Origin of the sequence: Thermobifida alba (genome assembly GCF_023208015.1) — a bacterium.
GTDB lineage: Bacteria > Actinomycetota > Actinomycetes > Streptosporangiales > Streptosporangiaceae > Thermobifida > Thermobifida alba.
The window spans coordinates 420,497-441,583 of the sequence record NZ_CP051627.1; the positions used below are offsets into that span (position 1 = coordinate 420,497).

Below are 21,087 nucleotides of genomic sequence, written 5' to 3' on the forward strand. Positions count from 1 at the left end.
GGACCGTGAGGGGTGCGACGGCGTCGCCCGGAGACGACGGGACATCGTCATGACCGACGACGGTTCCGGGAACGCGGAGGAGCGCGCGGCGGAGCCGGCGCAGGCCGAGACGCTGGACCGGCCGCTCCCCGAGGCGGTGCGCACCCGGGTCATCGAGTACGGAGCCGAGATCCTCGGCATGATGTCCGCCGCCGAGGTCCCGCCGAGGCTGCGCAGGATCGCCAAGTTCGAGCCGCGCCGCCGGGTGCGGCTGGCCGGGCCGGACATCGCCGCCCAGCTGGAGACCGACGAGGAGTTCCGCGGCCGGGTCGCCGAGCGGATGCGGCAGGCGTGGCCGTCCCTGGTCGAGGAGCTCGCCGGAGGGGAGGTGCCCCCGGCCGTCGACCCGGTCATCGCCGGGGCGGTCGCCTACGTGCTGCGGCCCCCCGGATGGTCGGCCCTCATCCGGGAGATCCACGACGAACTGGAGCGCGAGGCCAGGGCCAGGGCCGCGGACGACACCGCGGAGACCATCGCCGAACTGCGCGGCAAACTGGACGAGGCCAGGGCCGAGCACCGGCGGGAGACGCTCCGGCTCCGCGCCGAACTGCGCGAGCACAAGGCGGAGATCTCCGAACTGCGCCACAAGCTGCACCACGAGCGCCAGCGGGCGAGGGAGGCGGTGCGCGCCGCCGAGCGCTCGGTGGCCGAGGCCAAGGAGCGCAGCGACGGCGCGGCCGCCCGGCTGCACTCCGCCGAGGCCGAGAACCGGCGGTTGCGCAACCGGCTGGCCGCTGTGGAGGCGCAGGTCGAGAACGCCCGGCGGGCCGCCCGGGCGGCCCGCAGCGCCGAGGAGGTGCGGCTGCGGGTGCTGCTGGACGTGCTCCAGGAGGCCGCGCAGGGGCTGCGCCGGGAGCTGGCGCTGCCCGCCTCGATCACGCTGCCCGCCGACCTGGTGGCCGAGGAGGTGCGCGCGGGGACCCCGGAGGCGCCGGGGCGGGGCCTGCCCGACGACGACCCCGGGCTCATCGACCAGCTGCTGTCGATTCCGTACATCCACCTGCTCGTGGACGGCTACAACGTCACCAAGACCGGGTACGGCAACCGCCCGCTGGCCGACCAGCGGGCCAAGCTGCTGGCCGGACTGGAGGGGCTGGCCTCGCAGACCAAGGCCGAGATCACCTGCGTGTTCGACGGGGCCGAGATCGACGCCCCGGTGGCGCCGGTCCCCTCCCGCCGGGTGCGGGTGCTCTTCAGCAGCCCGGGGGAGACGGCCGACGAGCTGATCATCCGGCTGGTGCGGGCCGAGCCCGAGGGGCGGCCCCTGGCCGTGGTCACCTCGGACAAGGAGATCATCGCGGCGGTGCGGCGGGAGAAGGCGCGCACCGTGGCCTCGCCCCTGCTGCTGCGGCGCCTGGACTGAGCGCCGCCGTGACGCCAAAGGGCGGCTGTGCCCACCGTTACAATTCCTCATCGCGGTTGAGCCCCCGGAAACGGGTCCGCTAAGTTCTATCCGGAGTCGTGTCTGCGCGCCCTGTCGGCGCTGTCGGCTCACCGCGTCGCACCCCCAGACGCACCCCCCTTCACCAACCCCTCACGGTGGACTTTGATCTAAAGGAGCGTGTACCGCCCCATGACTGACAACGGTGGACGGCGCGCGGCCCGTCGAATCGCGACCGGACTCGGGTTCGTGGCGGCGAGCAGCCTGGTGCTGCCCCAAGGGATCGCGCACGCGGAGCCGACCCAGGAAGAGGTCGAGGCCAAGCTCGAAGAGCTCCACGAGGAGGCCAGCGCCCTCGTCGACGAGTACAACGCGGCCGAGGAGGAGTACGAGGCCGCCAAGGAGAAGGTCGAGGAGCTCGAAAAGCAGCTCGGCGACGAGGAGGAGCGCTACGAGGAGCTGCGGGAGAAGGTCTCCAGCTTCGCCAGCGCCGCCTACATGTCCCCCGACCTGGAGGCGGTCACGACGATCCTCTCCGTGGACGACCCCGCCGACGTCCTCGAACAGTCCGCGGACCTCAGCTACCTCTCCGAGAGCCAGCGGGCCGAGCTGGAGGAGTTCTCCAACTCCTCGGAGCGGCTGATCCAGCTCAAGGAGGAGAACGAGGCGCTCCTGGAGGAGGCGGAGGAGAAGAAGAGCGAGGTCGAGGAGAAGCAGCAGGAGGTCGAGGAGAAGATCGCGGAGCAGGAGGAGCTGCTCGCGCAGTTCCCCGACGCCGACCCGCTGACCCAGGCCTCGAACTCCACCGGCGGCACCTACAGCGGCCCCGCCTCGGGCAACGCCCGCACCGCCCTCGACTTCGCCTACGCCCAGCTCGGCAAGCCCTACGTGTGGGGCGGCACCGGTCCCGACGGCTACGACTGCTCCGGTCTGACGATGCGCGCCTGGGGCGCGGCGGGGGTGAGCCTGCCCCGCACCACCTACACGCAGGCCAACGTCGGCACCCGGGTCAGCTACGACAGCATGCAGCCCGGCGACCTCGTCTTCTTCTACCCCGAACTGGGCCACGTGGGCCTGTACGTGGGCGGCGGGCAGATGATCCACGCGCCCAGCTCCGGACGGACCATCGAGGTCGTCTCGCTGTCCGGCTACTGGAGCCAGCACTTCCAGTTCGCGGTGCGTCCGTAGCGCCTGAGGGGAGCCGGTCCGGGCGGACGCTCCTCTTGGGAGGGGGTCGGCCGCGGTGCCGCGGAGGGCGTCCGGAGGCGGGCCGCCGTGCGGATCGTCCACCGGGGGCGGCGTCGAGTGTGCTCCGTCGCCCCCGGCGTGCCTGCCGGGCCCCGGGCCGCCGGAGCGCGATGCGGCCGGGTGATCCGGGCTGGCCGTAATGTGATTTATGGCTTTTACGGATTTCATACGAAAAATAACGAATTGGTTGAGAGTTCCGGTTCGGATGCACTATGTTCGTCACCGAGCGGAGTCGTGACTCTCGCCATCACCCGATGGCAGCGACCGCTCCCGCCGCACTCCGCGACGTCCCTCGCACCTTCTGAACGCGGAGGCCGGGAAACCTCCCCCGCCGGCACGTGACCCCCAGAACCGAACCGTGCCCGGGGGTGTCCTACGCTGCCGGGGCGCCTCTCCCGTCCCGGCCCGCACGCGTCCCACCGGTAGGCGGAAACGGGAGAAAGGTGTGCCACAACCGTGGATGACGACCGCCATGACCGCGGCGTCCGGCGCCGCCTGACGGCCGCGGGCGTCATCGCCGCGAGCTTCCTCGCCCTGACTCCGGGGGTCGCCCACGCCGAGCCGACCGCCGACGAGGTCCGCGAGGAGATCGAACGGCTGGAGCAGGAGTTCTCCGAGCTCAACGAGGCGTACAACAAGGCCAAGGAAGAACACGAGGCCGCCCGGGAGAAGCTGGAGGAGATCAACGAGGACCTGGCGGAGACCGAGGAGGAGGTGGAGGGGCTCCAGGAGTCCATCCGGCTCCTGGCCGGCACCGCCTACAGCGGGGTCGACTACAACTCGCTGGTCTACCTGATCGGTTCCGACAACCCCGACGACCTGCTGGTCCAGTCGGCGGACCTGAACTACCTGTCGGCGAGCCAGCAGGGCAGGCTGGACCGCTACACCGAGCAGCAGGAGAAGCTGGAGCAGCTCCGGGAAGAGGCGGAGGAGACCGAGCAGGAGGCCCAGGCCAAGCTCGACGAGGCCGAGGAGGCCCGCGAGGAGGGCGAGGCGAAGATCGCCGAGCAGGAGGCGCTGCTCGACGACCTGACCGCCGACGAGCAGGCCGCGGCGACGGCCGGGATCAACACGGTCAGCTCCTCGGCGTCCGGCACGACCTACAACGGTCCGGCCACCGGGGACGCCAGGGTCGCCCTGGAGTTCGCCTTCAACCAGATCGGCAAGCCCTACATCTGGGGCGGCACCGGACCCAACGGCTACGACTGCTCGGGGCTGACTCAGGCCGCGTGGGCGGCCGCGGGCGTGAGCCTGCCGCGGGTCTCGCAGGACCAGTTCTACGCCGGACAGCGTGTCTCCTGGGACAACATCCAGGCCGGGGACCTGCTGTTCTTCTACAACAGCACCGCGCCCACCCACGTGGGCATGGCCACCGGCGACGGCCGCATGGTGCACGCCTCCACCTCGTCCAAGCCGATCGGCGTGGTGGAGCTGACCTCCTACTACCGGCAGAACTTCGTCGGCGCGGTCCGTCCCTGACGGACTCCGGCCGCCCCGGCGCAAGAAGAGCGTCCCGCCTCGCGACGAGGCGGGACGCTCTGTCCGTGGGGCCGCCGGCGGATCAGTCCGCGTAGAGCGCGTCGATCTCGGCGCTGAACTGCTTGGCGATGACGTGCCGCTTGAGCTTCAGCGACGCGGTCATCTGGCCGCCGGCCTCGGTGAAGTCCACGGGCAGGATGGCGAACTTGCGCACCGACTCGGCCCGCGAGACGGCCCGGTTGCCGTCGTCCACGGCCTTCTGCACGGTGGCCCGCAGGTCGGGGTCGTCCACCAGCTCGGCGATGGTGCCGGTCTTGTTGTGCTGCTTCTTCCAGAACTCGAACGCCTCGGGGTCGATGGTGATGAGCGCCGAGACGAACTTGCGGTTGTCGCCCACGACCATGCACTGGCTGACGATCGCGTGGCCGCGGATGCGGTCCTCGATGACCGCGGGGGCGACGTTCTTGCCGCCGGCGGTGACGATGATCTCCTTCTTGCGGCCGGTGATGCGCAGGAACCCGTCGTCGTCGAGGGCGCCGAGGTCGCCGGTGCGGTACCAGCCGTCCTCGGTGAACGCCTCCTTGGTGGCCTCGGGGTTGTTCCAGTAGCCGCGCATCACGTTGTCGCCCTTGGTGAGCACCTCGCCGTCCTCGGCGATGCGGATGGAGGTGCCGGGGATGGGCCGGCCCACCGTGCCGATCCGGTTGGCAGCGGGGGAGTTGGCGGTGGTGGGGGCGGAGGTCTCGGTCAGGCCGTAGCCCTCCATGATGGTCAGGCCGATGCCGCGGAAGAAGTGGCCCAGCCGCTCGCCCAGGGCGGAGCCGCCCGAGACGGCGTACTTGGCCCTGCCGCCCACCGCGGCCAGGATCTTGCGGTAGACGAGCTTGGAGAACAGGAAGTGCCTGAGCCGCAGGCCGAAGCCGACCTTCCCGGTGTCCAGCGCCCTGCTGTAGGCGATGGCGGTCTCGGCGGCCTTCTGGAAGATCGCGCCCTTGCCCTCGGAGACGGCCTTCTGCTCGGCCTTGTTGTAGACCTTCTCGAAGACCCGGGGCACCGCGAGCAGGAAGAGGGGCTGGAACGAGGCGAGGGCCTCCAGCAGTTCCGGTCCGGTGGAGGGGAAGTGGCCCATCACGGTCTTCGTCTCCACGCAGCCGATCTGGATGATCCGGGCCAGGGAGTGCGCCAGCGGCAGGAACAGCAGCGTGGAGCGCCCCTCCAGGGTGAAGACCTCGTGCATGGGGCCGCTGTTGACGCTCATGACGTCGAAGGCCAGGTTGCGCTGGGTCAGTTCGCAGCCCTTGGGCATGCCGGTGGTCCCCGAGGTGTAGATCAGGGTGGCCAGGTCGTCCAGGCCGGTGGCGGCGCGGCGCTCCTCGACCGCCGAGTCGGCGACGTCGGAGCCGGCGGCGGTGAGGGCGGCGAGGTCGTCGCTCTCGATCTGCCAGATCTCGCCGAGGTCGGGCAGCTGCTCGGAGACGGCCCGGACCCGCGCGGCGTGGTCGGCGGTCTCCACGAAGACGGCCTTGCTGCCGGAGTCGCCGAGGATCCACTGGACCTGCTCCTCGGAGGAGGAGTCGAAGATGGGGACGCTGACCCCGCCCACCGTCCAGATGGCGTAGTCGATGACGGTCCACTCGTAGCGCGTCCGCGACATCAGGGCCACCCGGTCGCCGTGTTCGACGCCCTTGGCGATGAGCGCCTTGGCGATGCCCATGACGTCGCGGTGGAACTCGGCACAGGTGACGTCACGCCACTGGCCGTTCTCCAGCCGCCGGAACATCACGGCGTCGGGTTCCTCGGCGGCGCGGGTGAAGACGGTGTCGGTGAGTCGCGTGTCCGGGGGCAGTTCCGTCACCGCGGGGGTGGTGTACTCACGCACTGTTCAGCTCCTGGTGTATGCGGGCGTGACAAAAGAGTGTGACGACGGTAACAATTTGCGCTACTCGCTGGTAGGTTCTGTTCCCTTTCGGTACCTGATGGTGATCCCTCCTCCACGTTTCGGACCGTCCCGTCGAGCCGCTCCGCTGTGGTGGGGCGAGTGCGTCCCATCGTCTCCGCAGAGGGAACATACAGGGACATATCGTGAAATTCCTCAGGAGCCACCCAGGTTTCGGGTGATCGGCGCAGACAGCGGAGCGGCGGACGATTACCGTGAGAGGAGGCAACCGACGAGCAGACGGGTGAGTATGGCCAGTTCCAACCGCGACCAGGGAAGTTCCACCGAGATCATCGACGAGGCGCTGCGCCTGGTGGACACGTTGCAGCGCAGGCTGCTCACGGCGGGGGTGCGGCGCCAGGTGAACAACCTCACCTCCCCGCCACCCCGCGCGAACGACGTGTGGGCGGAGGCGATCAGGCAGGAGACGGAACCGGAGGCCCCCGTGGCCGACCAGCTCCTCGACATCGCCCGGGAGACCCTTCCCCAGGTGGGCCGCCACCTCAGCGCCGCGGGCGCACTGGTGTTCGGTGCGATGAGCCGCAGCCTGTCCGCGGTGGAGCGCTCACTGCGGTACCGTCCGGGAGGCGACTCCGCCGAACCCGACCCTGACACGGGACGATAGACCAGGCGACGGCAGGGCCGAACGACCCCGCCGACCGTCGACACTGGTTTAATCCAATGGTTTACTCCAATCGGCGAGGCCCCGGCACTCGGACGTGAGCTCGGGCATGAGGTGAAAGGGAGCCGACCATGCGGTTGACGATCGGCGTGGACATCGGCGGCACCAAGGTGGCCGCCGGCGTTGTCGATGTTGACGGCCGGATCCTGGAGAAGGTCAAGCACCCCACCCCCGTCGACGGCGACGCCCTCGCCGACGTGGTCTGCGACACCGTCGAGGAACTCGCGGCGCACCATCCCAGGGACGTCATCGACGGGGTCGGGGTGGGCATAGCGGGCTTCGTGGACGAGAACCGCTCCACCGTGGTCTTCGCGCCCAACCTGGACCTGCGCGGCGAGCCGCTGCGCGACCGCATCCGGCGCAGGATCGACCTGCCGGTCGTCGTCGAGAACGACGCCAACGCGGCGGCCTGGGGCGAGGCCCGGTTCGGTGCGGGACGCGGCGTCGACCACGTGGTCTGCGTGACCCTGGGCACCGGCATCGGCGGCGGCATCATCCTCAACGGGCAGCTGTTCCGGGGCCGCTACGGGGTCGGCGCGGAGATCGGCCACTACCGCGTCGTCGCCGACGGCCGCCTCTGCGGCTGCGGCAACCGGGGCTGCTGGGAGAAGTACGCCAGCGGGCGCGCCCTGGTGGCCGAGGCGCGCACCGCGGCCCGCGACGCACCCGAACGCGCCGAGCGCCTCCTCAAACTCGCCGACGGCGACCCCGAGCGCATCGAGGGGCACCACATCACCCAGGCGGCCCTGGAGGGCGACGCCGCCGCGCTGGAGTGCTTCGCCGTCATCGGCGACTGGGTGGGGCAGGGCCTGGCCGACCTCGCCGCGATCCTCGACCCGGAGCGGTTCGTCATCGGCGGCGGCGTCTGCGAGGCCGGGGAGATCCTGCTCGGACCGATCCGCGACTCCTTCGCCCGCAACGTCACCGGCGGCGGGGTGCGGACCCTCGCCGACATCCGCATCGCCGAACTCGGCTCGGCCGCGGGCATCGTCGGGGCGGCGGACCTGGCCCGCCGCTGAGCCGAACGACGGGACAGGCGGGGCGGACGGGGTAGTCGCCGGGTGTGACCACCGTGCTGCGCGTGCTGTCGTACAACGTCCGGTCGCTGCGCGACGACCCCGCGGCCGTCGCGCGGGTCATCCGGTCCTGCCGTCCCGACGTGGTCTGCCTCCAGGAAGCCCCGCGGCTGCTGCTGTGGCGGACCGGCCGGCGGCGGCTGGCCCGCCGCTGCGGCCTGCGGATCGCGGGGGGCCGCCGCCCCGGAGGACTGGAGATCCTCACCGCCCCCGGCGTCGTCGTGGAGCGCCGCAGCCACCGCCTGCTGCGCCGCCATCCCCGACTGCACCGGCGCGCGCTGTCGACGGTACTGGTGCGGCTGGGGGAGCGGCGCGTCGCCGTGGCCGTCAGCCACCTGGACCTGTGCGCGCGGGCGCGCCTGGAGCACGCCGAGCAGATCCTGGCGTTCCTCGGCGCGGAGACCGCGCCGGGGGTACTGGCCGTGGACGTCAACGAGGAGCCCGGCGGCGCCGCCTGGCAGCTGCTGGCGGAGCACCTGGTGGACGCGGGGGCGCTCGGCCCGGCCGGCGGTGGGCCGACCTTCCCGGCGCGGCGCCCGCGCAGCCGCATCGACACGGTCTTCGTCGACGGGAGACTGCCCGTCGTGACGGGGGGTGTTCCCGCCCAGCCCTCCCGAGAGGACCTGGCGGCGGCCAGCGACCACCTGCCGGTGCTGGTCGAGATCGCCCTGGAGCGGGACGGGGAGCCGCGGACCCCGCCCGTCGAGCGGGCGGTGACGGAGGCCGGCGGCTAGACGACCGCGCCGTCGTCGGGGCCGGAGGGGCGGTCGCCCATGCGGATCAGCAGCACCACGAAGCCGGTCACGAAGGCGCACAGGGCCACCAGCACCAGCCAGCCGGGCACGGGCAGCCCCAGCAGGGTGGTGGCCAGGAGCAGCGCCGGGCCCCCGAGCAGTCCGCCCCAGGCGAGCCTGCCGACCAGGTCGCCGCGCGGCAGCGGCGGCGGGGGAGGGGGAACGTAGCGCTCGCCGTCCTCCTCGCCGACGTCGTGGGGGTCCTCGGCGGGGGAGCGGACCGGCCGGGAGGTCAGCACCGGTCCGTCGGAGCCGTCCGGCTCGTCCGGTTCGTCGTCCTCCGGCGCCTCGGAGAGGTTCTCGGCGTCGGGCCAGTCCCGTTCGGGGGTGTCGGAGTCGTAGAACCGCGCCACCAGGTCGGCCCAGACCTCGTCCGGGTTCTCCGGCTCGGGCCGTGCGGGCGCGGGGTCCGGCGAGACCAGTCGGTCGGCCAGCTCCGGAAGCTCCGCGCGCAGCACCGCCTCGGCGGCCGCGCGCTCCTTGGCGTCCACGTACAGGTGGTCGGTGGGCGCCTCGTCGTCGGTGTCGTCCCCCGGGGGCGGGGCCGCGGCGCCCACCGTGACCGCGTAGGCGGCGATGCCCGCCCGCCCCAGCGCCTCCAGCATGGTGTCGGCGAGCACGGGGGGAAGCAGGGCCAGGGGAACGTAGGAGTCGGCGAGCAGACCATTGCCGCGGCGATCAGTCATGTCCTGCCCCTTCCCCGCTTCTGTCGCGTTCGCGCACGAAGGCGAGACCGCCCTCGGGGACGGCCCGCGCGCCGCCACCGGGGACGGCGGCGTGCGGACCGCAGCCGAGCCGGCGGACGGCGACTGTGGCGTGAACCGCTCCTCTTGTGAGGATACGCAGACCCGTCGGGCCGGCGGCACGGTCCTCGCGGCCGCGGCGGTGGTCGGGGCCCGTGCCGTGCGCCGGAAGCGGGGGGAGGGCGGCCCGTCCGGCGGCGGGCGACCCTGCTCCCGGCCGCGCCGGCCGCGGACCTGTGGCGGTCCCGTGGCCCGGGACGGCGCCGGCGTACCGGAACGGTTCGGCTTCCGCGAGCAACGGCATTTCGGACCTTTCCAGGCTGTGGTGTGGCCAGCGGGGAACGCTGGGATTACGAAACTAGCCGAGCGCCGCGGCACCCGGTAGCCCTCCGGCGTCGCGTGGCGCGGCATCGGCTTTGGCGGTGCCCCGCACGAGATGGGAAGATGACCACGATTGTCAGTGGCAGCGGGAGAACGAACATGGCCGTGCCGGACGGGCACTCCCGCACAGGCAGAGGTGAACCGTGTTCTACTGGGTGCTCAAGGCGACTCTCGGACCGGTGCTCGCGGTGCTGTGGCAGCCGCGTGCCTACGGGGTGGAGAACGTCCCCCGCCACGGTCCCGCCATCATGGTGGGCAACCACCTGTCCTTCTCGGACCACTTCTTCGGCCCCCTGCCGCTGCCCCGCAAGATCACCTTCCTGGCGAAGGCCGAGTACTTCACCGGCAAGGGGGTCAAGGGCTTCCTCACCCGGCTCTTCTTCACCGGGGTGGGGCAGATTCCCATCGACCGCTCCGGCGGCAAAGCCAGCGAGGCGGCGCTGCGCACCGGACTGCGGGTGCTGGAGCAGGGCAAACTGCTAGGCATCTACCCCGAGGGCACCCGCTCCCCCGACGGCAGGCTCTACCGGGGGCGCACCGGCGTGGCCCGGATGGCCCTGCAGGCCAGGGTCCCGGTGATCCCGATGGCGATGATCAACGCCGACAAGATCATGCCGCCCGGCCAGGTCATCCCCAGGCTCGGCATCCGCCCCATCGTGAAGTTCGGCAAGCCCCTGGACTTCTCCCGCTACTACGGCCTGGAGAAGGACCCCCGGGTGCTGCGCGCGGTCACCGACGAGATCATGTACGCCCTCATGGAGCTGTCCGGCCAGGAGTACGTGGACCGCTACGCCCAGTCGGTCAAGGCCGAACTGGAGGCCGCGGCCAAGCAGGAGAAGAAGGAGGAGCAGCAGTCCCGCAGGGAGCGGCGCCGCGCGGAGCGCGAGGCCAGGCGGCTGCGGCGCGCCCGGGAGAAGGCGGAGCGCAGGCGGGCCGGGAAGAAGAAGGAAAAGGAAGAGGGGAAGCCGGAGCGGCAGTGATCCCGCTCACCGTGGCTCGCGGAGACCGCGCTCACCTGGTCGTTTGGGGGCCCTCCTGCGGGTAGTGGCCCGCGCGGGAGTGAACACGGGGAAAACGGGCCGACGCGCGAGTTGGCCTCGACTCGCACGGACGCTATGGTCTAGACCATACGATGGTTGCTGCGTGAGAACGCGGTCCTGCCGTGTGCGTTCCGCACCCGCGGGGCGAGGCCCCGGCCGGGAGCGGCCGTTTTCGTGACTCCCGTGGCACACGGGATTCCAGACGATCCAAGGAGTACACGCAAATGCGAGTCGGGGTTCTGACCGGGGGCGGCGACTGCCCGGGCCTGAACGCGGTCATCCGTGCGGTGGTCCGTAAGGGCATCAAGGACTACGGATACGAGTTCGTCGGGTTCCGTGACGGCTGGCGGGGGCCCCTGGAGGGCGACACCATGCCGCTGGACATCGAGGCGGTCCGTGGCATCCTGCCGCGCGGCGGCACCATCCTGGGCTCCTCGCGCACCAACCTCATGAAGATCGAGGGCGGTGTCGAGCGGGTCAAGGACAACATGGCCGCGCTCGGCGTCGACGCGCTCATCGCGATCGGCGGGGAGGACACCCTCGGCGTGGCGCGCCAGCTGCACGACCGGGACGTCAACGTCGTGGGCGTGCCCAAGACCATCGACAACGACCTGAACGCCACCGACTACACCTTCGGGTTCGACACCGCGGTCAACATCGCCACCGAGGCCATCGACCGGCTGCACACCACCGCAGAGTCGCACCACCGCGCCCTGATCGTCGAGGTCATGGGCCGCCACGCGGGCTGGATCGCCCTGCACGCGGGCATGGCCGCGGGCGCCAACGTCATCCTGATCCCCGAGCGCCCCTTCGACATCGACGAGGTCGTCGCCTACGTCGAGAGCCGCTTCAAGACCAAGTACGCGCCGATCATCGTGGTCGCCGAGGGGGCCCACCCCAAGGAGGGCCAGATGGAGCTGGCCAGCGGCGAGCGCGACGCCTTCGGCCACGTGCGGCTGGGCGGCATCGGCCAGCGCCTGGCCGACGAGATCGAGGCGCGCACCGGCAAGGAGGCCCGCTCGGTGGTCCTGGGCCACGTGCAGCGCGGCGGCACCCCGTCGGCCTTCGACCGGGTGCTGGCCACCCGCCTGGGCGTGCAGGCCATCACCGCGGTCAACGACAAGGACTTCGGCAAGATGGTCGCCCTGCGCGGCACCGACATCGTCCGCGTCGACCTGGCCGACGCCACCGACGAGCTCAAGACCGTCCCGATCGAGCGCTACGAGGAGGCCGAGGTCTTCTTCGGCTAGACCTCGCACGGCCCTCCCGCGGCTCCCGGCGCAGCGCGCCGGGAGCCGCGGTCGTGTCCGGGGCCACGACCGCGGCCGGACAAACCGGTGGCGCTGGTGACCGATACTGGTAGTAGCGGTTCCCCTCGTGGACCGCGCCCCTGTCAGGCCCACACCATCGGAGGTACCGTCATGTCCGCCCCGCTCGACTCCGTGACCGTCGACGCGCGTGCGGACGGCGCGGCTGCGACCCCCGCGCAGGAGCTGGGCGAGCTGTGTGTGCTCATGAAGCTCGGCGAGATCGTGCTCAAGGGCAGCAACCGGCACCTGTTCGAGCGCCGTCTGCACAACAACATCCGCGCCGCCGCCAGGGGACTGCCCGAGTTCCGGATCTCCCAACGCAAGGGCGTCGTCATGCTGCGCATGCCCGACGCCTCCGACCTCGACGTGGCCCAGCTGGCCGAGCGCATGCGCAACGTGATGGGCGTCGTGTGGGTGCACCTGGTGCGCCGGGTGGCCAAGGACCCCGTCGTCGTCACCGGAGTCGCGGTGCAGGCCATGGCCGACCGCTCCGGCTCCTTCGCGGTGCGGGCCCGCCGCCGCGACAAGCGCTTCCCGATGACCTCCTCCGAACTGGCCGCGCACGTGGGCGGCGCGATCAAGCAGGCCCACCCGCACCTGACCGTCAACCTCTCCAAGCCCGACCACACCGTGCAGATCGAGGTCGACAAGGACGAGGTGTTCGTCTTCACCGAGGGGATGCCCGGCCAGGGCGGCCTGCCGGTGGGGATGAGCGGGCGCGGCCTGGTGCTGATGTCCGGCGGCATCGACTCCCCGGTGGCGGCCTACCGGATGATGCGCCGCGGCCTCAAGGTCGACTTCCTGCACTTCTCCGGAATGCCGTTCACCGGCCCGGAGTCCATCTACAAGGCCTACAGCCTGGTCCGCCAGCTCGACCGGTTCCAGGGAGGCTCCCGGCTGTACGTGGTGCCGTTCGGCAAGGCCCAGCAGCAGCTCCGCAACTCCGGGGCGGAGCGGCTGCAGATCGTCGCCCAGCGCCGCCTCATGCTCAAGACCGCCGAGGCCCTCGCCGACCGGCTGCACGCCACGGCCCTGGTCACCGGGGACGCGCTCGGTCAGGTCTCCAGCCAGACCCTGGCCAACATCACCGCCCTGGACGACGCCGTGGACCTGCCGATCCTGCGTCCGCTGATCGGCATGGACAAGACCGAGATCATGGACCAGGCCCGCGCCATCGGCACGCTCGCCATCTCCGAGCTGCCCGACGAGGACTGCTGCACCATGCTCACCCCGCGCCAGGTGGAGACCGCGGCCAAGATCGCCGACCTCCGCCAGATCGAGAAGCGCCTGGACGTCGAGGAGATCGCCGAGCACCTGGCGACCAACGTGCAGCTGCACCGCCCGAGCTACTTCAGCGAGGAGGAGACCGCGGCCTGAGGCCTCCCCGTCGCCCCGGCCCGGCCGGGGCGACGGGGAGGCACCGTTCAGACGCCGAGCGCGGCGGTCTGGGGAACAGCGGTGAGCGTGCGGCCCACCAGCGCGGGAAGCGTGTCCACCAGGTGCGCCAACGCGTCCAGGTCGGCCTCGGTCAGCGCCTGCGGCCCGTCGCACAGCGCCGTCTCCGGGGCGGGGTGCACGTCGACGATGATGCCGTCGGCGCCCACCGCGATCGCCGCGCGCGACAGCGGCAGCACCAGGTCCCGCTTGCCGCCCGAATGCGACGGGTCCACGATCACCGGAAGGTGCGACAGGGACTGCGCCACCGGGACCGCGCTGATGTCGAGGGTGTTGCGGGTGGCCTTCTCGAAGGTGCGGATACCGCGCTCGCACAGCACGATGTCCAGGTTGCCGCGCTGGGCGATGTACTCGGCCGCCATCAGCCACTCCTCGATGGTGGCGCTCATCCCGCGCTTGAGCAGCACCGGCTTGCCCGCCTCCCCCGCGGCCTGCAGCAGCGCGAAGTTCTGCATGTTGCGGGTGCCGATCTGGAGCATGTCCGCGTAGGAGGCGACCAGCTCCACGTCGGAGGCGTCCACCACCTCGGTCACGACGGGCAGCCCCGTCTCGTCGCGCACGTCCGACAGGATCTTCAGCCCCGCCTCGCCCAGACCCTGGAACGCGTAGGGGGAGGTGCGCGGCTTGTAGGCGCCGCCGCGCAGCAGCGAGGCGCCCGCGCGCCTGGCCATCAGCGCCGCCTCCAGGGTCTGCTCGGGGGTCTCCACCGCGCACGGTCCGGCGATCACCGTCATGTGGTCGCCGCCGATCGGCACGCCCGCCACGCGCACCACCGACCGCTCCGCGGTGTTCTCCCGGCTGACCAGTTTGTAGGGGGCGGAGATGTGCAGCACGTCGGCCACCCCCGGCAGGGCGCGCAGGTCCAGGGTCGCGAACCGCTGGACATCGCCCACGAGCCCGATGATGGTTCGGCTCACGCCCCGGGTCACGTAGGCCTCGCCGCCGGCCGAGGCGACGAGGTCCACGATCGAGGCGATGTTGTCGGAAGAGGCGTCGGGCGCCATCACGATGACCATTGAACGCTGTCCTTAACGGGTGCTGTGGAGAGTGGGTGTCGGGGCAGCGGCGGGACGGGAAAGACAAAAAAGCCCCGGACCATGCGGCCCGGGGCTTCGAAGTCGTCCGTGTCAGCGCAGCGCTCGTCGGGCGACCGATCCCGTGGGCCGGTAGCCATAAAAGCGCCAGAAGTTCCGCTGCATGGCAGTGACTATAGCGCACGGGGGAGGCGCCGTTGCCAACGAGGCGGAGTCGGGGCGTAACCGGGAACCTGGAAAGATGGCCTTGGATCGAGCATCGGGAGAAGAGAACGATTGTCTGAGCGACGGCTGCCACCAGGGCAGTATGTGCCGAGCGGATGGCCCGCGGTGCACTACGGCCCGGTGCCGCGGTTCCGCCCGCACCGCTGGGACCTGCAGGTCTACGGCGCCACGGCGGACGCGAAGCGGTACCGGTGGGACTGGGCCGGGTTCCGGGAGCTGCCGTGTGTCGACGTGGTCGCCGACTTCCACTGTGTGACCAGGTTCACGATCACCGACGTCCGGTGGCGGGGGGTGGCCGCGTCCACCCTGGCGGAGCTCGCCCCGCCGGCTGAGGACGCGACCCACGTCATGGTCTGGGCCGAGTACGGCTACAGCGCCAATCTGCGCATGGACGACTTCCTCCGCCCCGACGTACTGCTGGCCACGCACCGTGACGGCGAACCGCTGGCCCCCCAGCACGGCCATCCGGTGCGTCTGGTCGTGCCGCACCTGTACGGCTGGAAGAGCGTGAAGTGGGTGCGCGCCATCGAGTACATGACCGCCGACCGGCGCGGGTTCTGGGAGGAGCGCGGCTACCACAACCGCGCCGACCCGTGGTCCGAGCAGCGCTACTCCTACCAGGAGGATCCCGGGGACGGGCCCCCGCTGGACTGAGCGGGAAGCGCTCAGTCCAGCGGGAACCAGGACCGGTCGCCGCCCCGGCCGGGGCCGTCCCGGTCACCGCCCCGACCGGGGCCCTCCCGGTCGCCGCCCCGGCCGAAGGGGGAGGTCCAGATCTCGATCGTGGCCCCCTTCGGCGCCTCCTCCTTGGGGTTGTAGTCGCCGACCCGGTCGCCGATGACCTGGTGCACCGTGACGCTGAAGCCCAACTCCTCCAGCTCCTTGCGGGCCTTGTCGACCTTCCAGCCGCGGATGTCGGGAACCTCCACCAGCTCCGGGCCGGAGGAGACGGTGAGCGTCACGGTCTGCCCGGCGCCCACGGTGGTCTCCGCCTCGGGGTCCTGCGCGACGACCTGGCCCTCGGGCACCTCGTCGTGGTGCTCCTCGACGACCTCCACCTGCAGGTCGCTGGCCTCCAGCAGGCTCCTGGCGTCGTCCACGTTGCGGCCCACCACGTCGGGCACGGGGAACCCGGCGCTGATGGTCAGCGTCACGCTCTCCTCGCGGTCGGCCCGCTCCCCCGGGGCGGGCTTGGAGGTGATGACCGTCCCCGGCGGGTTGTCGTAGGAGGTGATCTCGTCCTCCACGATGTCGGTCAGGCCCACCTCCTCCAGGGCGTCGCGGGCCGCGGCCACCGAGGCGCCTTCGACGTCGGGCATCTCCACGTACTGCGGCCCCGCCGACAGGATGAGGGTGACGAGCGTGCCCGGCAGCAGCCTGTCCCCGGCCGCGGGGTCGGTTCCGGCGACCGTGCCCGGGGGAGCCTCGTCGCTGTAGGCCGGCTCCTCGGCGGTCTGCACCCTGAAGCCCAGCAGCCGCAGGTCGTGGCGGGCCGCGTCGCTCTCCTGGCCGACCAGGTCGGGAACGGTCTCGTAGCGGCCGTCGACCATCCACCAGCCGAACCCGACGGCCAGCACCAGCAGCAGCGCCCCGACGACCAGCAGCGGGGTGCGCAGGCTCGGCCGGGCCGGCCTCCCGTCCTCCTCGTCCTCGTCGTCGTACTCCACCGGGGGGATGTCGACGGCCTGCAGCGTCTGCGTGTCGCCGTCGGAGTCCCCGGCGGAGGCGGGCGGCGCGGCGGGCACCGCCTCCACCACGGCGGTGGCCGCCGGGGCGGACTGCTGCTGCAGGGCCTTCTCGGTGGCGAACACCGCGGCGAGGAACTGGCCCGCGTCGGCCAGCCGGTAGGCGGGGTCGCGTTCGGTGGCGCGCACCACCAGCGAGTCGACCTCCGGGGGAATGCCCGGCACCACCCGCGAGGGGCGCGGCACGTCCTCGTTGACGTGCTGGTAGGCCACCGCGATCGGGGAGTCGCCGGTGTGCGGCTGACGGCCGGTGAGCAGCTCGTACAGCATGATCCCGCAGGCGTAGACGTCACTGCGGGCGTCGGCGGTGCTGTGCGTGATCTGCTCGGGAGCCAGGTAGGCGGCGGTGCCCATGAGCGTGCCGGTCTTGGTCAGCCCCTGCTGGCTGGCCTCCACCGCCCGGGCCAGCCCGAAGTCGGCCACCTTGATCTGACCGTCCCGGGTGATCAGGACGTTCTCGGGCTTCATGTCCCGGTGCACCATGCCCGCCTGGTGGGCGGCGCCCAGACCGGCCAGCACCGGCACCATGACCCGCAGCGCCTCGGCGGGGGAGAACCGGGACCGCGCCTTCAGCGACGCGCGCAGGGTCTGCCCCGGCACGTACTCCATCGCCAGGTACACGTGGCCCTGGTCGCTGCCCTGGTCGTAGACCTGGACCACGTTGGGGTGGGAGAGCTTGGCGACCGCCAGCGCCTCGTTGATGAACCGCTGGACGAACTGCGGGTCCCGCGCCAGGCTCGCGTGCATCACCTTCAACGCGACGCGTCGGTCCAGTCGCAGATCGTGAGCGACGAAGACAGTCGCCATACCGCCGTTGGCGATCCTCGATTCGACCCGGTACCGACCGGCGAGGGTCGTTCCCACTAGCGCGTCCGCAGCCGTCATGTCCACGAGGGGCAGTTTACGGTGGATCGCGGAATCCGACGGTGTCGAGACGGTTTCTTCCTGGTCGCGGACCGGCCGGGCGGGGCCGGGGACCTCCCCCCGGCCCCGCCCGGCCGGGTCAGGACTCGCGGGCCGGGGAGGAGGCGTGCGCGTAGCGCCGGACCGGGATGCGTCCGGCCAGCCGCGCCCGCCGCCCGGCCGTCACCGCCTCGCGCATGGCGTGCGCCATCAGCACCGGGTCCTGCGCCCGGGTGACCGCGGTGGCCAGCAGCACCGCGTCGCAGCCCAGTTCCATGGCCAGCGCCGCGTCGCTGGCGGTGCCGATGCCCGCGTCCAGGATGACGGGGACCCGGGCCTCCTCGACGATCAGTTCGATGTTGTGCGGGTTGCGGATCCCCATGCCCGAGCCGATCGGCGCGCCCAGCGGCATCACCGCGGCGCAGCCCACCTGCTCCAGCCGGCGGGCCAGCACGGGGTCGTCGTTGGTGTAGGCGAGCACGGTGAAGCCGTCGTCCACCAGCCGTTCGGCGGCGTCCAGCGTCTCCACCGGGTCGGGGAGCAGGGTGCGCTCGTCGGCGACCACCTCCAGCTTCACCCAGTCGGTCTCCAGCGCCTCGCGGCCCAGGCGGGCGGTGCGCAGCGCGTCGACGGCGGTGAAGCAGCCCGCGGTGTTGGGCAGCGGGCTGATGGCGTTCTCCCGCAGCACGTCCCAGACCGACCCCTCGGCGTTCGGGTCGACCCGGCGCATCGCCACGGTGGTCAACTCGGTGCCGGAGGCGCGCAGCGCCTCCGACAGCACCCGCAGCGACGGCGCGCCGCCGGTGCCCATGATGAGCCGGGAACCGAACGACCGCCCGGCGATCACCAGCGGGTCGTCGGCGGTGCCGGTGTCGGAGCGGGGGTTCCCGGTCAGGGTGTCGGTCAAGTCAGCCCCCCTGGACGGCGGTGAGCACGTCCACCCGGTCGTCGGGGGACACGACGGTGCGCACCCAGTCGGTCCTGGGCACCACCTCGTCGTTGAGCGCCACCGCCACGCCGGACTCCGCTCTGGTCAGGGAGCGCACCACGTCGGCGACGGTGGTGTCCGGAGCAAGCTGGCGCGTCTCGCCGTTGATGATCGCGTTCACGGTCATTCGATCCCTTCCGATGATGAGGGGGTGGGGAGGGGGCGGTCCGCCGCGAGGTGGCTCGCGTACTCGGGCAGCCGCCCGGTGCTCAGGGCCTCGGCCATGACGTCCCCGGTCGCCGGGGTGAACAGCACCCCGTGCCGGAAGTGTCCGACGGCCAGGTGCAGTCCGCGCAGGCGGGTGGGCCCCAGCAGGGGTTCGTTGTCGGGGGAGCCGGGGCGCAGGCCCACGCAGGTCTCGTGGATCGCCAGTTCGGTGATCCCGGGAAGCAGTTCGCGGGCGTCGCGCAGGAGCTCCCAGACCCCTCCGACGGTCAGCCGGGTGTCGAAGCCCATCTCCTCCTGGGTCGCGCCCAGGACCACCTCGCTGTCGGTGCGCGGCACCAGGTACACGGGAAAGCCCCGGACCAGGCCGCGCACCGTGCGGGTCACGATCGGCTCGACCCCCGTGGGGACGCGCAGCCGCAGCAGCTGTCCCTTGACCGGGCGCAGCGGGGGGACCACCCCGTCGGGCAGTCCGTCGATCAGGGAGGTCCACACGCCCGCGGCGAGCACCACCTGGCCCGCCTCCACGACGTCGCCGCGGTCCAGGACCACGCCGCGCACGGAGTCGCCCTCGACCACCACCCGGACGACGCGGTCGGGCACGAACACCACGCCGCGCGCGGCGGCGGCCGACCGCAGCGCCGAGGCGAGGCGGCGCGGGTCCACCGAGTGGTCGTCGGGGGCCAGGAAGCCGCCGCGCACCGAGGGGGCCAGCATCGGCTCCAGGCGGCGGCACTCGCGTGAGGTGAGCCGTTCGGTCCGGATGCCGAGATCGGCCCGCAGCTTCTCCAGTTCGGAGAGGACGGCCAGGTCGTCGGGGTCGAAGGCCACCTGCAGGGTGCCCTTGGTGCGGTAACCGGGGTCCACACCGGTGTCCTCGGCGAGGTCGGCGACGAAGTCGGGATAGCGGCTGAGGGAGCGCAGCCCGAAGCGCATCAGCGACTCCTCGCCGAACACCGCCTCCGTCGCGGGGGTCAGCATGCCTGCGGCCACCCCGGACGCGGCGCCCGACTCATCCGCGGCGACCACGGTCACCCGCATGCCGAGGCGGGCCGCGCGCCACGCGGTGACCAGGCCGATCAGTCCACCCCCGACGACGAGTACGTCGGGGAACGAGCGCAGGTCCACGGCGCTCCACTCCCTTCGCCGGTATGACCCGGATCAGGTTCTGCGGTCGGAAGCCGCCAGCCTCCCTCTCAGCCGGTTCCGTCCGGCTCCCGCGGGTTTCGCTTTCGTTCGCATTCTAGGTCGCCCAGGTGGTACGGGGGTAAAGGCCCGATGTGTACGCCTACAGCGATCACGGCCGGAGAGGGGAGGTGCCCGGGCGCCGGATGTGCGAGATTGGAACCGTGACACCGATCGACCGCGACATCGATGCGCTCGTGGGCGAGTGGCTCACCCTCCGGGAAGCCGCCGCCGCGCTCAACGTCAGCCCCAACCGGGTCAGGCAGATGATCCGCGACCACAGACTCCTGGGCGTCACCCGCGCGGGAGAGGTCTCGGTCCCGGCCGCGTTCATCGTCGACGGCACCACCCCCAAGGGCCTGCGGGGCGCGCTCACCCTGCTGGCCGACAGCGGCTTCACCCCGGAGGAGGCGCTGCGCTGGATGTTCACCGCCGACGACAGCCTGCCGGGCACCCCCATCGAGGCGATCCGCGCCAACCGCGGCACCGAGGTGCACCGCCGCGCCCAGGCGATGCTGCTCTGAGGCCCGGCCCGGCCCGGCGGTCCGGCGGCGGCTAGGGTGGGGGGCGTGGACGAGACCCTGCGCAAGCGGCTTGAGGCCGCCCGGCTGTACCTGTGCACCGACGCCCGTGCCGACCGCGGCGACCTCGCCGAGTTCCTCGACGCGGCGCTGGCCGGGGGCGTCGACATCGTGCAGCTGCGCGACAAGACCCTGGAGGCGCGCGAGGAGCTCGCCGCGCTGGAGACGGTGCGCGAGGCCTGCGAGCGCCACGGGGCGCTGCTGGCGGTCAACGACCGCGCCGACATCGCCCACGCCGTCGGGGCCGACGTGCTCCACCTGGGCCAGCGCGACCTGCCCGTGCCGTACGCCCGCGCGATCCTCGGCGACCGTCCGCTGATCGGCCGCTCCACCAGCACGGCGGAGCTGTCCGCGGCGGCCGACCGCGAGGAGGGCGTCGACTACTTCTGCATCGGCCCGGCGTGGGCCACGCCCACCAAGCCGGGCCGTCCCGCCGCGGGCCTCGGCGAGGTGGCGCGGGTCGCCGCGCTCGGCCCCGCCCGGCCCTGGTTCGCCATCGGCGGCATCGACCTGGACAACCTCGACGAGGTGCTGGCGGCCGGGGCCCGCCGGGTCGTGGTGGTGCGCGCCATCACCCGGGCCGAGGACCCGCGGGCGGCGGCGGCGGAGTTCCGGCGCCGCCTGGCCGAGGCCGCGGCGGACTGAGCGCCCGGGCGACGCGGCCGCGCGCGGCGGCCGGACCGGTCGGACCCCGCTC

19 protein-coding genes and 1 riboswitch are annotated in these 21,087 nt (G+C 72.1%); of the genes, 12 read left to right on the plus strand and 7 right to left on the minus strand.

Translation table 11 applies throughout. The features are described from left to right. Window positions 1–49 precede the first annotated feature (49 nt). The 3 genes from FOF52_RS01900 to FOF52_RS01910 all read left to right on the plus strand — a co-directional run bounded on the left by FOF52_RS01900 (window position 50) and on the right by FOF52_RS01910 (window position 4,147). Window positions 50–1,402 carry an NYN domain-containing protein gene (locus FOF52_RS01900; protein WP_248592102.1) on the plus strand — a complete coding sequence of 451 codons (1,353 nt, stop codon included), beginning with the start codon at window positions 50–52 and terminating at the stop codon, window positions 1,400–1,402. A 210-nt stretch (window positions 1,403–1,612) separates the two neighbouring features. Continuing rightward, on the plus strand, window positions 1,613–2,608 hold the full coding sequence (locus tag FOF52_RS01905) for a C40 family peptidase (protein ID WP_248592103.1): 996 nt from the start codon (window positions 1,613–1,615) through the stop codon (window positions 2,606–2,608). A 516-nt stretch (window positions 2,609–3,124) separates the two neighbouring features. Then, on the plus strand, window positions 3,125–4,147 hold the full coding sequence (locus FOF52_RS01910) for a C40 family peptidase (RefSeq protein ID WP_248592104.1): 1,023 nt from the start codon (window positions 3,125–3,127) through the stop codon (window positions 4,145–4,147). An 82-nt stretch (window positions 4,148–4,229) separates the two neighbouring features. On the opposite strand, the gene FOF52_RS01915 is transcribed toward FOF52_RS01910, so the two are convergent. Then, complete coding sequence (locus tag FOF52_RS01915) at window positions 4,230–6,026, minus strand: AMP-dependent synthetase/ligase (RefSeq protein WP_248592105.1); 1,797 nt, start codon at window positions 6,024–6,026, stop codon at window positions 4,230–4,232. Between the two features lie 307 nt (window positions 6,027–6,333). Between FOF52_RS01915 and FOF52_RS01920 the strand changes: the two genes are divergently transcribed. From FOF52_RS01920 to FOF52_RS01930, 3 genes are all read left to right on the plus strand, one after another. Continuing rightward, window positions 6,334–6,708, plus strand: coding sequence for a hypothetical protein (locus tag FOF52_RS01920; protein WP_248592106.1), 375 nt, complete (start codon window positions 6,334–6,336; stop codon window positions 6,706–6,708). Window positions 6,709–6,836: 128 nt separating this feature from the next. Further along, entirely contained in the window at window positions 6,837–7,784 is a 948-nt protein-coding gene (locus tag FOF52_RS01925; RefSeq protein WP_248592107.1) for an ROK family glucokinase, read from the plus strand. Between the two features lie 44 nt (window positions 7,785–7,828). After that, window positions 7,829–8,575, plus strand: a complete 747-nt coding sequence (locus FOF52_RS01930) for an endonuclease/exonuclease/phosphatase family protein (RefSeq protein ID WP_248592108.1) — start codon at window positions 7,829–7,831, stop codon at window positions 8,573–8,575. Here FOF52_RS01930 and FOF52_RS01935 read toward each other — a convergent pair. After that, window positions 8,572–9,321: a hypothetical protein gene (locus tag FOF52_RS01935; RefSeq protein ID WP_248592109.1), complete on the minus strand. Its 750-nt coding sequence runs from the start codon at window positions 9,319–9,321 to the stop codon at window positions 8,572–8,574. The genes FOF52_RS01930 and FOF52_RS01935 overlap by 4 nt on opposite strands. A 581-nt stretch (window positions 9,322–9,902) precedes the next feature. On the opposite strand from FOF52_RS01935, the gene FOF52_RS01940 reads away from it, so the two are divergent. The 3 genes from FOF52_RS01940 (at window position 9,903) to thiI (ending at window position 13,486) form a co-directional block, all read left to right on the plus strand. Further along, window positions 9,903–10,739, plus strand: a complete 837-nt coding sequence (locus FOF52_RS01940) for a lysophospholipid acyltransferase family protein (protein ID WP_248592110.1) — start codon at window positions 9,903–9,905, stop codon at window positions 10,737–10,739. A 284-nt stretch (window positions 10,740–11,023) separates the two neighbouring features. Then, entirely contained in the window at window positions 11,024–12,049 is a 1,026-nt protein-coding gene (locus FOF52_RS01945) for a 6-phosphofructokinase (RefSeq protein ID WP_248592111.1), read from the plus strand. Between the two features lie 171 nt (window positions 12,050–12,220). Beyond that, entirely contained in the window at window positions 12,221–13,486 is a 1,266-nt protein-coding gene (gene thiI / locus FOF52_RS01950; RefSeq protein ID WP_248592112.1) for a tRNA uracil 4-sulfurtransferase ThiI, read from the plus strand. A 47-nt stretch (window positions 13,487–13,533) separates the two neighbouring features. Here thiI and aroF read toward each other — a convergent pair whose 3' ends face one another. Next, a complete protein-coding gene (gene aroF, locus FOF52_RS01955) occupies window positions 13,534–14,580 on the minus strand; it encodes a 3-deoxy-7-phosphoheptulonate synthase (protein WP_248592113.1) in 1,047 nt (348 codons plus the stop codon). A gap of 294 nt (window positions 14,581–14,874) precedes the next feature. Here aroF and FOF52_RS01960 point away from each other — a divergent pair, with 294 nt between their 5' ends. After that, a complete protein-coding gene (locus tag FOF52_RS01960) occupies window positions 14,875–15,477 on the plus strand; it encodes a sulfite oxidase-like oxidoreductase (RefSeq protein WP_248592114.1) in 603 nt (200 codons plus the stop codon). 11 nt (window positions 15,478–15,488) lie between these two features. Here the strand turns inward: FOF52_RS01960 and pknB are convergent, their stop codons facing one another. The 4 genes from pknB to thiO form a co-directional block, all read right to left on the minus strand. Next, window positions 15,489–17,459 (minus strand): Stk1 family PASTA domain-containing Ser/Thr kinase, encoded by a 1,971-nt coding sequence (gene pknB, locus FOF52_RS01965; RefSeq protein WP_425265517.1) that lies wholly within the window; start codon window positions 17,457–17,459, stop codon window positions 15,489–15,491. Between the two features lie 112 nt (window positions 17,460–17,571). Beyond that, window positions 17,572–18,378 (minus strand): thiazole synthase, encoded by an 807-nt coding sequence (locus tag FOF52_RS01970; RefSeq protein WP_248592115.1) that lies wholly within the window; start codon window positions 18,376–18,378, stop codon window positions 17,572–17,574. Between the two features lies 1 nt (window position 18,379). After that, window positions 18,380–18,580, minus strand: coding sequence for a sulfur carrier protein ThiS (gene thiS / locus FOF52_RS01975; RefSeq protein WP_248593727.1), 201 nt, complete (start codon window positions 18,578–18,580; stop codon window positions 18,380–18,382). A 2-nt stretch (window positions 18,581–18,582) separates the two neighbouring features. After that, window positions 18,583–19,752: a glycine oxidase ThiO gene (gene thiO / locus FOF52_RS01980; protein WP_248592116.1), complete on the minus strand. Its 1,170-nt coding sequence runs from the start codon at window positions 19,750–19,752 to the stop codon at window positions 18,583–18,585. Then, a riboswitch (TPP riboswitch) is annotated at window positions 19,745–19,855 on the minus strand. (Overlaps the previous gene by 8 nt.) A gap of 118 nt (window positions 19,856–19,973) precedes the next feature. Here thiO and FOF52_RS01985 point away from each other — a divergent pair. Both FOF52_RS01985 and thiE read left to right on the plus strand, forming a co-directional pair. Further along, window positions 19,974–20,333, plus strand: a complete 360-nt coding sequence (locus tag FOF52_RS01985) for an Rv2175c family DNA-binding protein (protein WP_248592117.1) — start codon at window positions 19,974–19,976, stop codon at window positions 20,331–20,333. Window positions 20,334–20,378: 45 nt separating this feature from the next. Then, entirely contained in the window at window positions 20,379–21,035 is a 657-nt protein-coding gene (thiE, locus tag FOF52_RS01990; RefSeq protein WP_248592118.1) for a thiamine phosphate synthase, read from the plus strand. Window positions 21,036–21,087 lie beyond the last annotated feature (52 nt).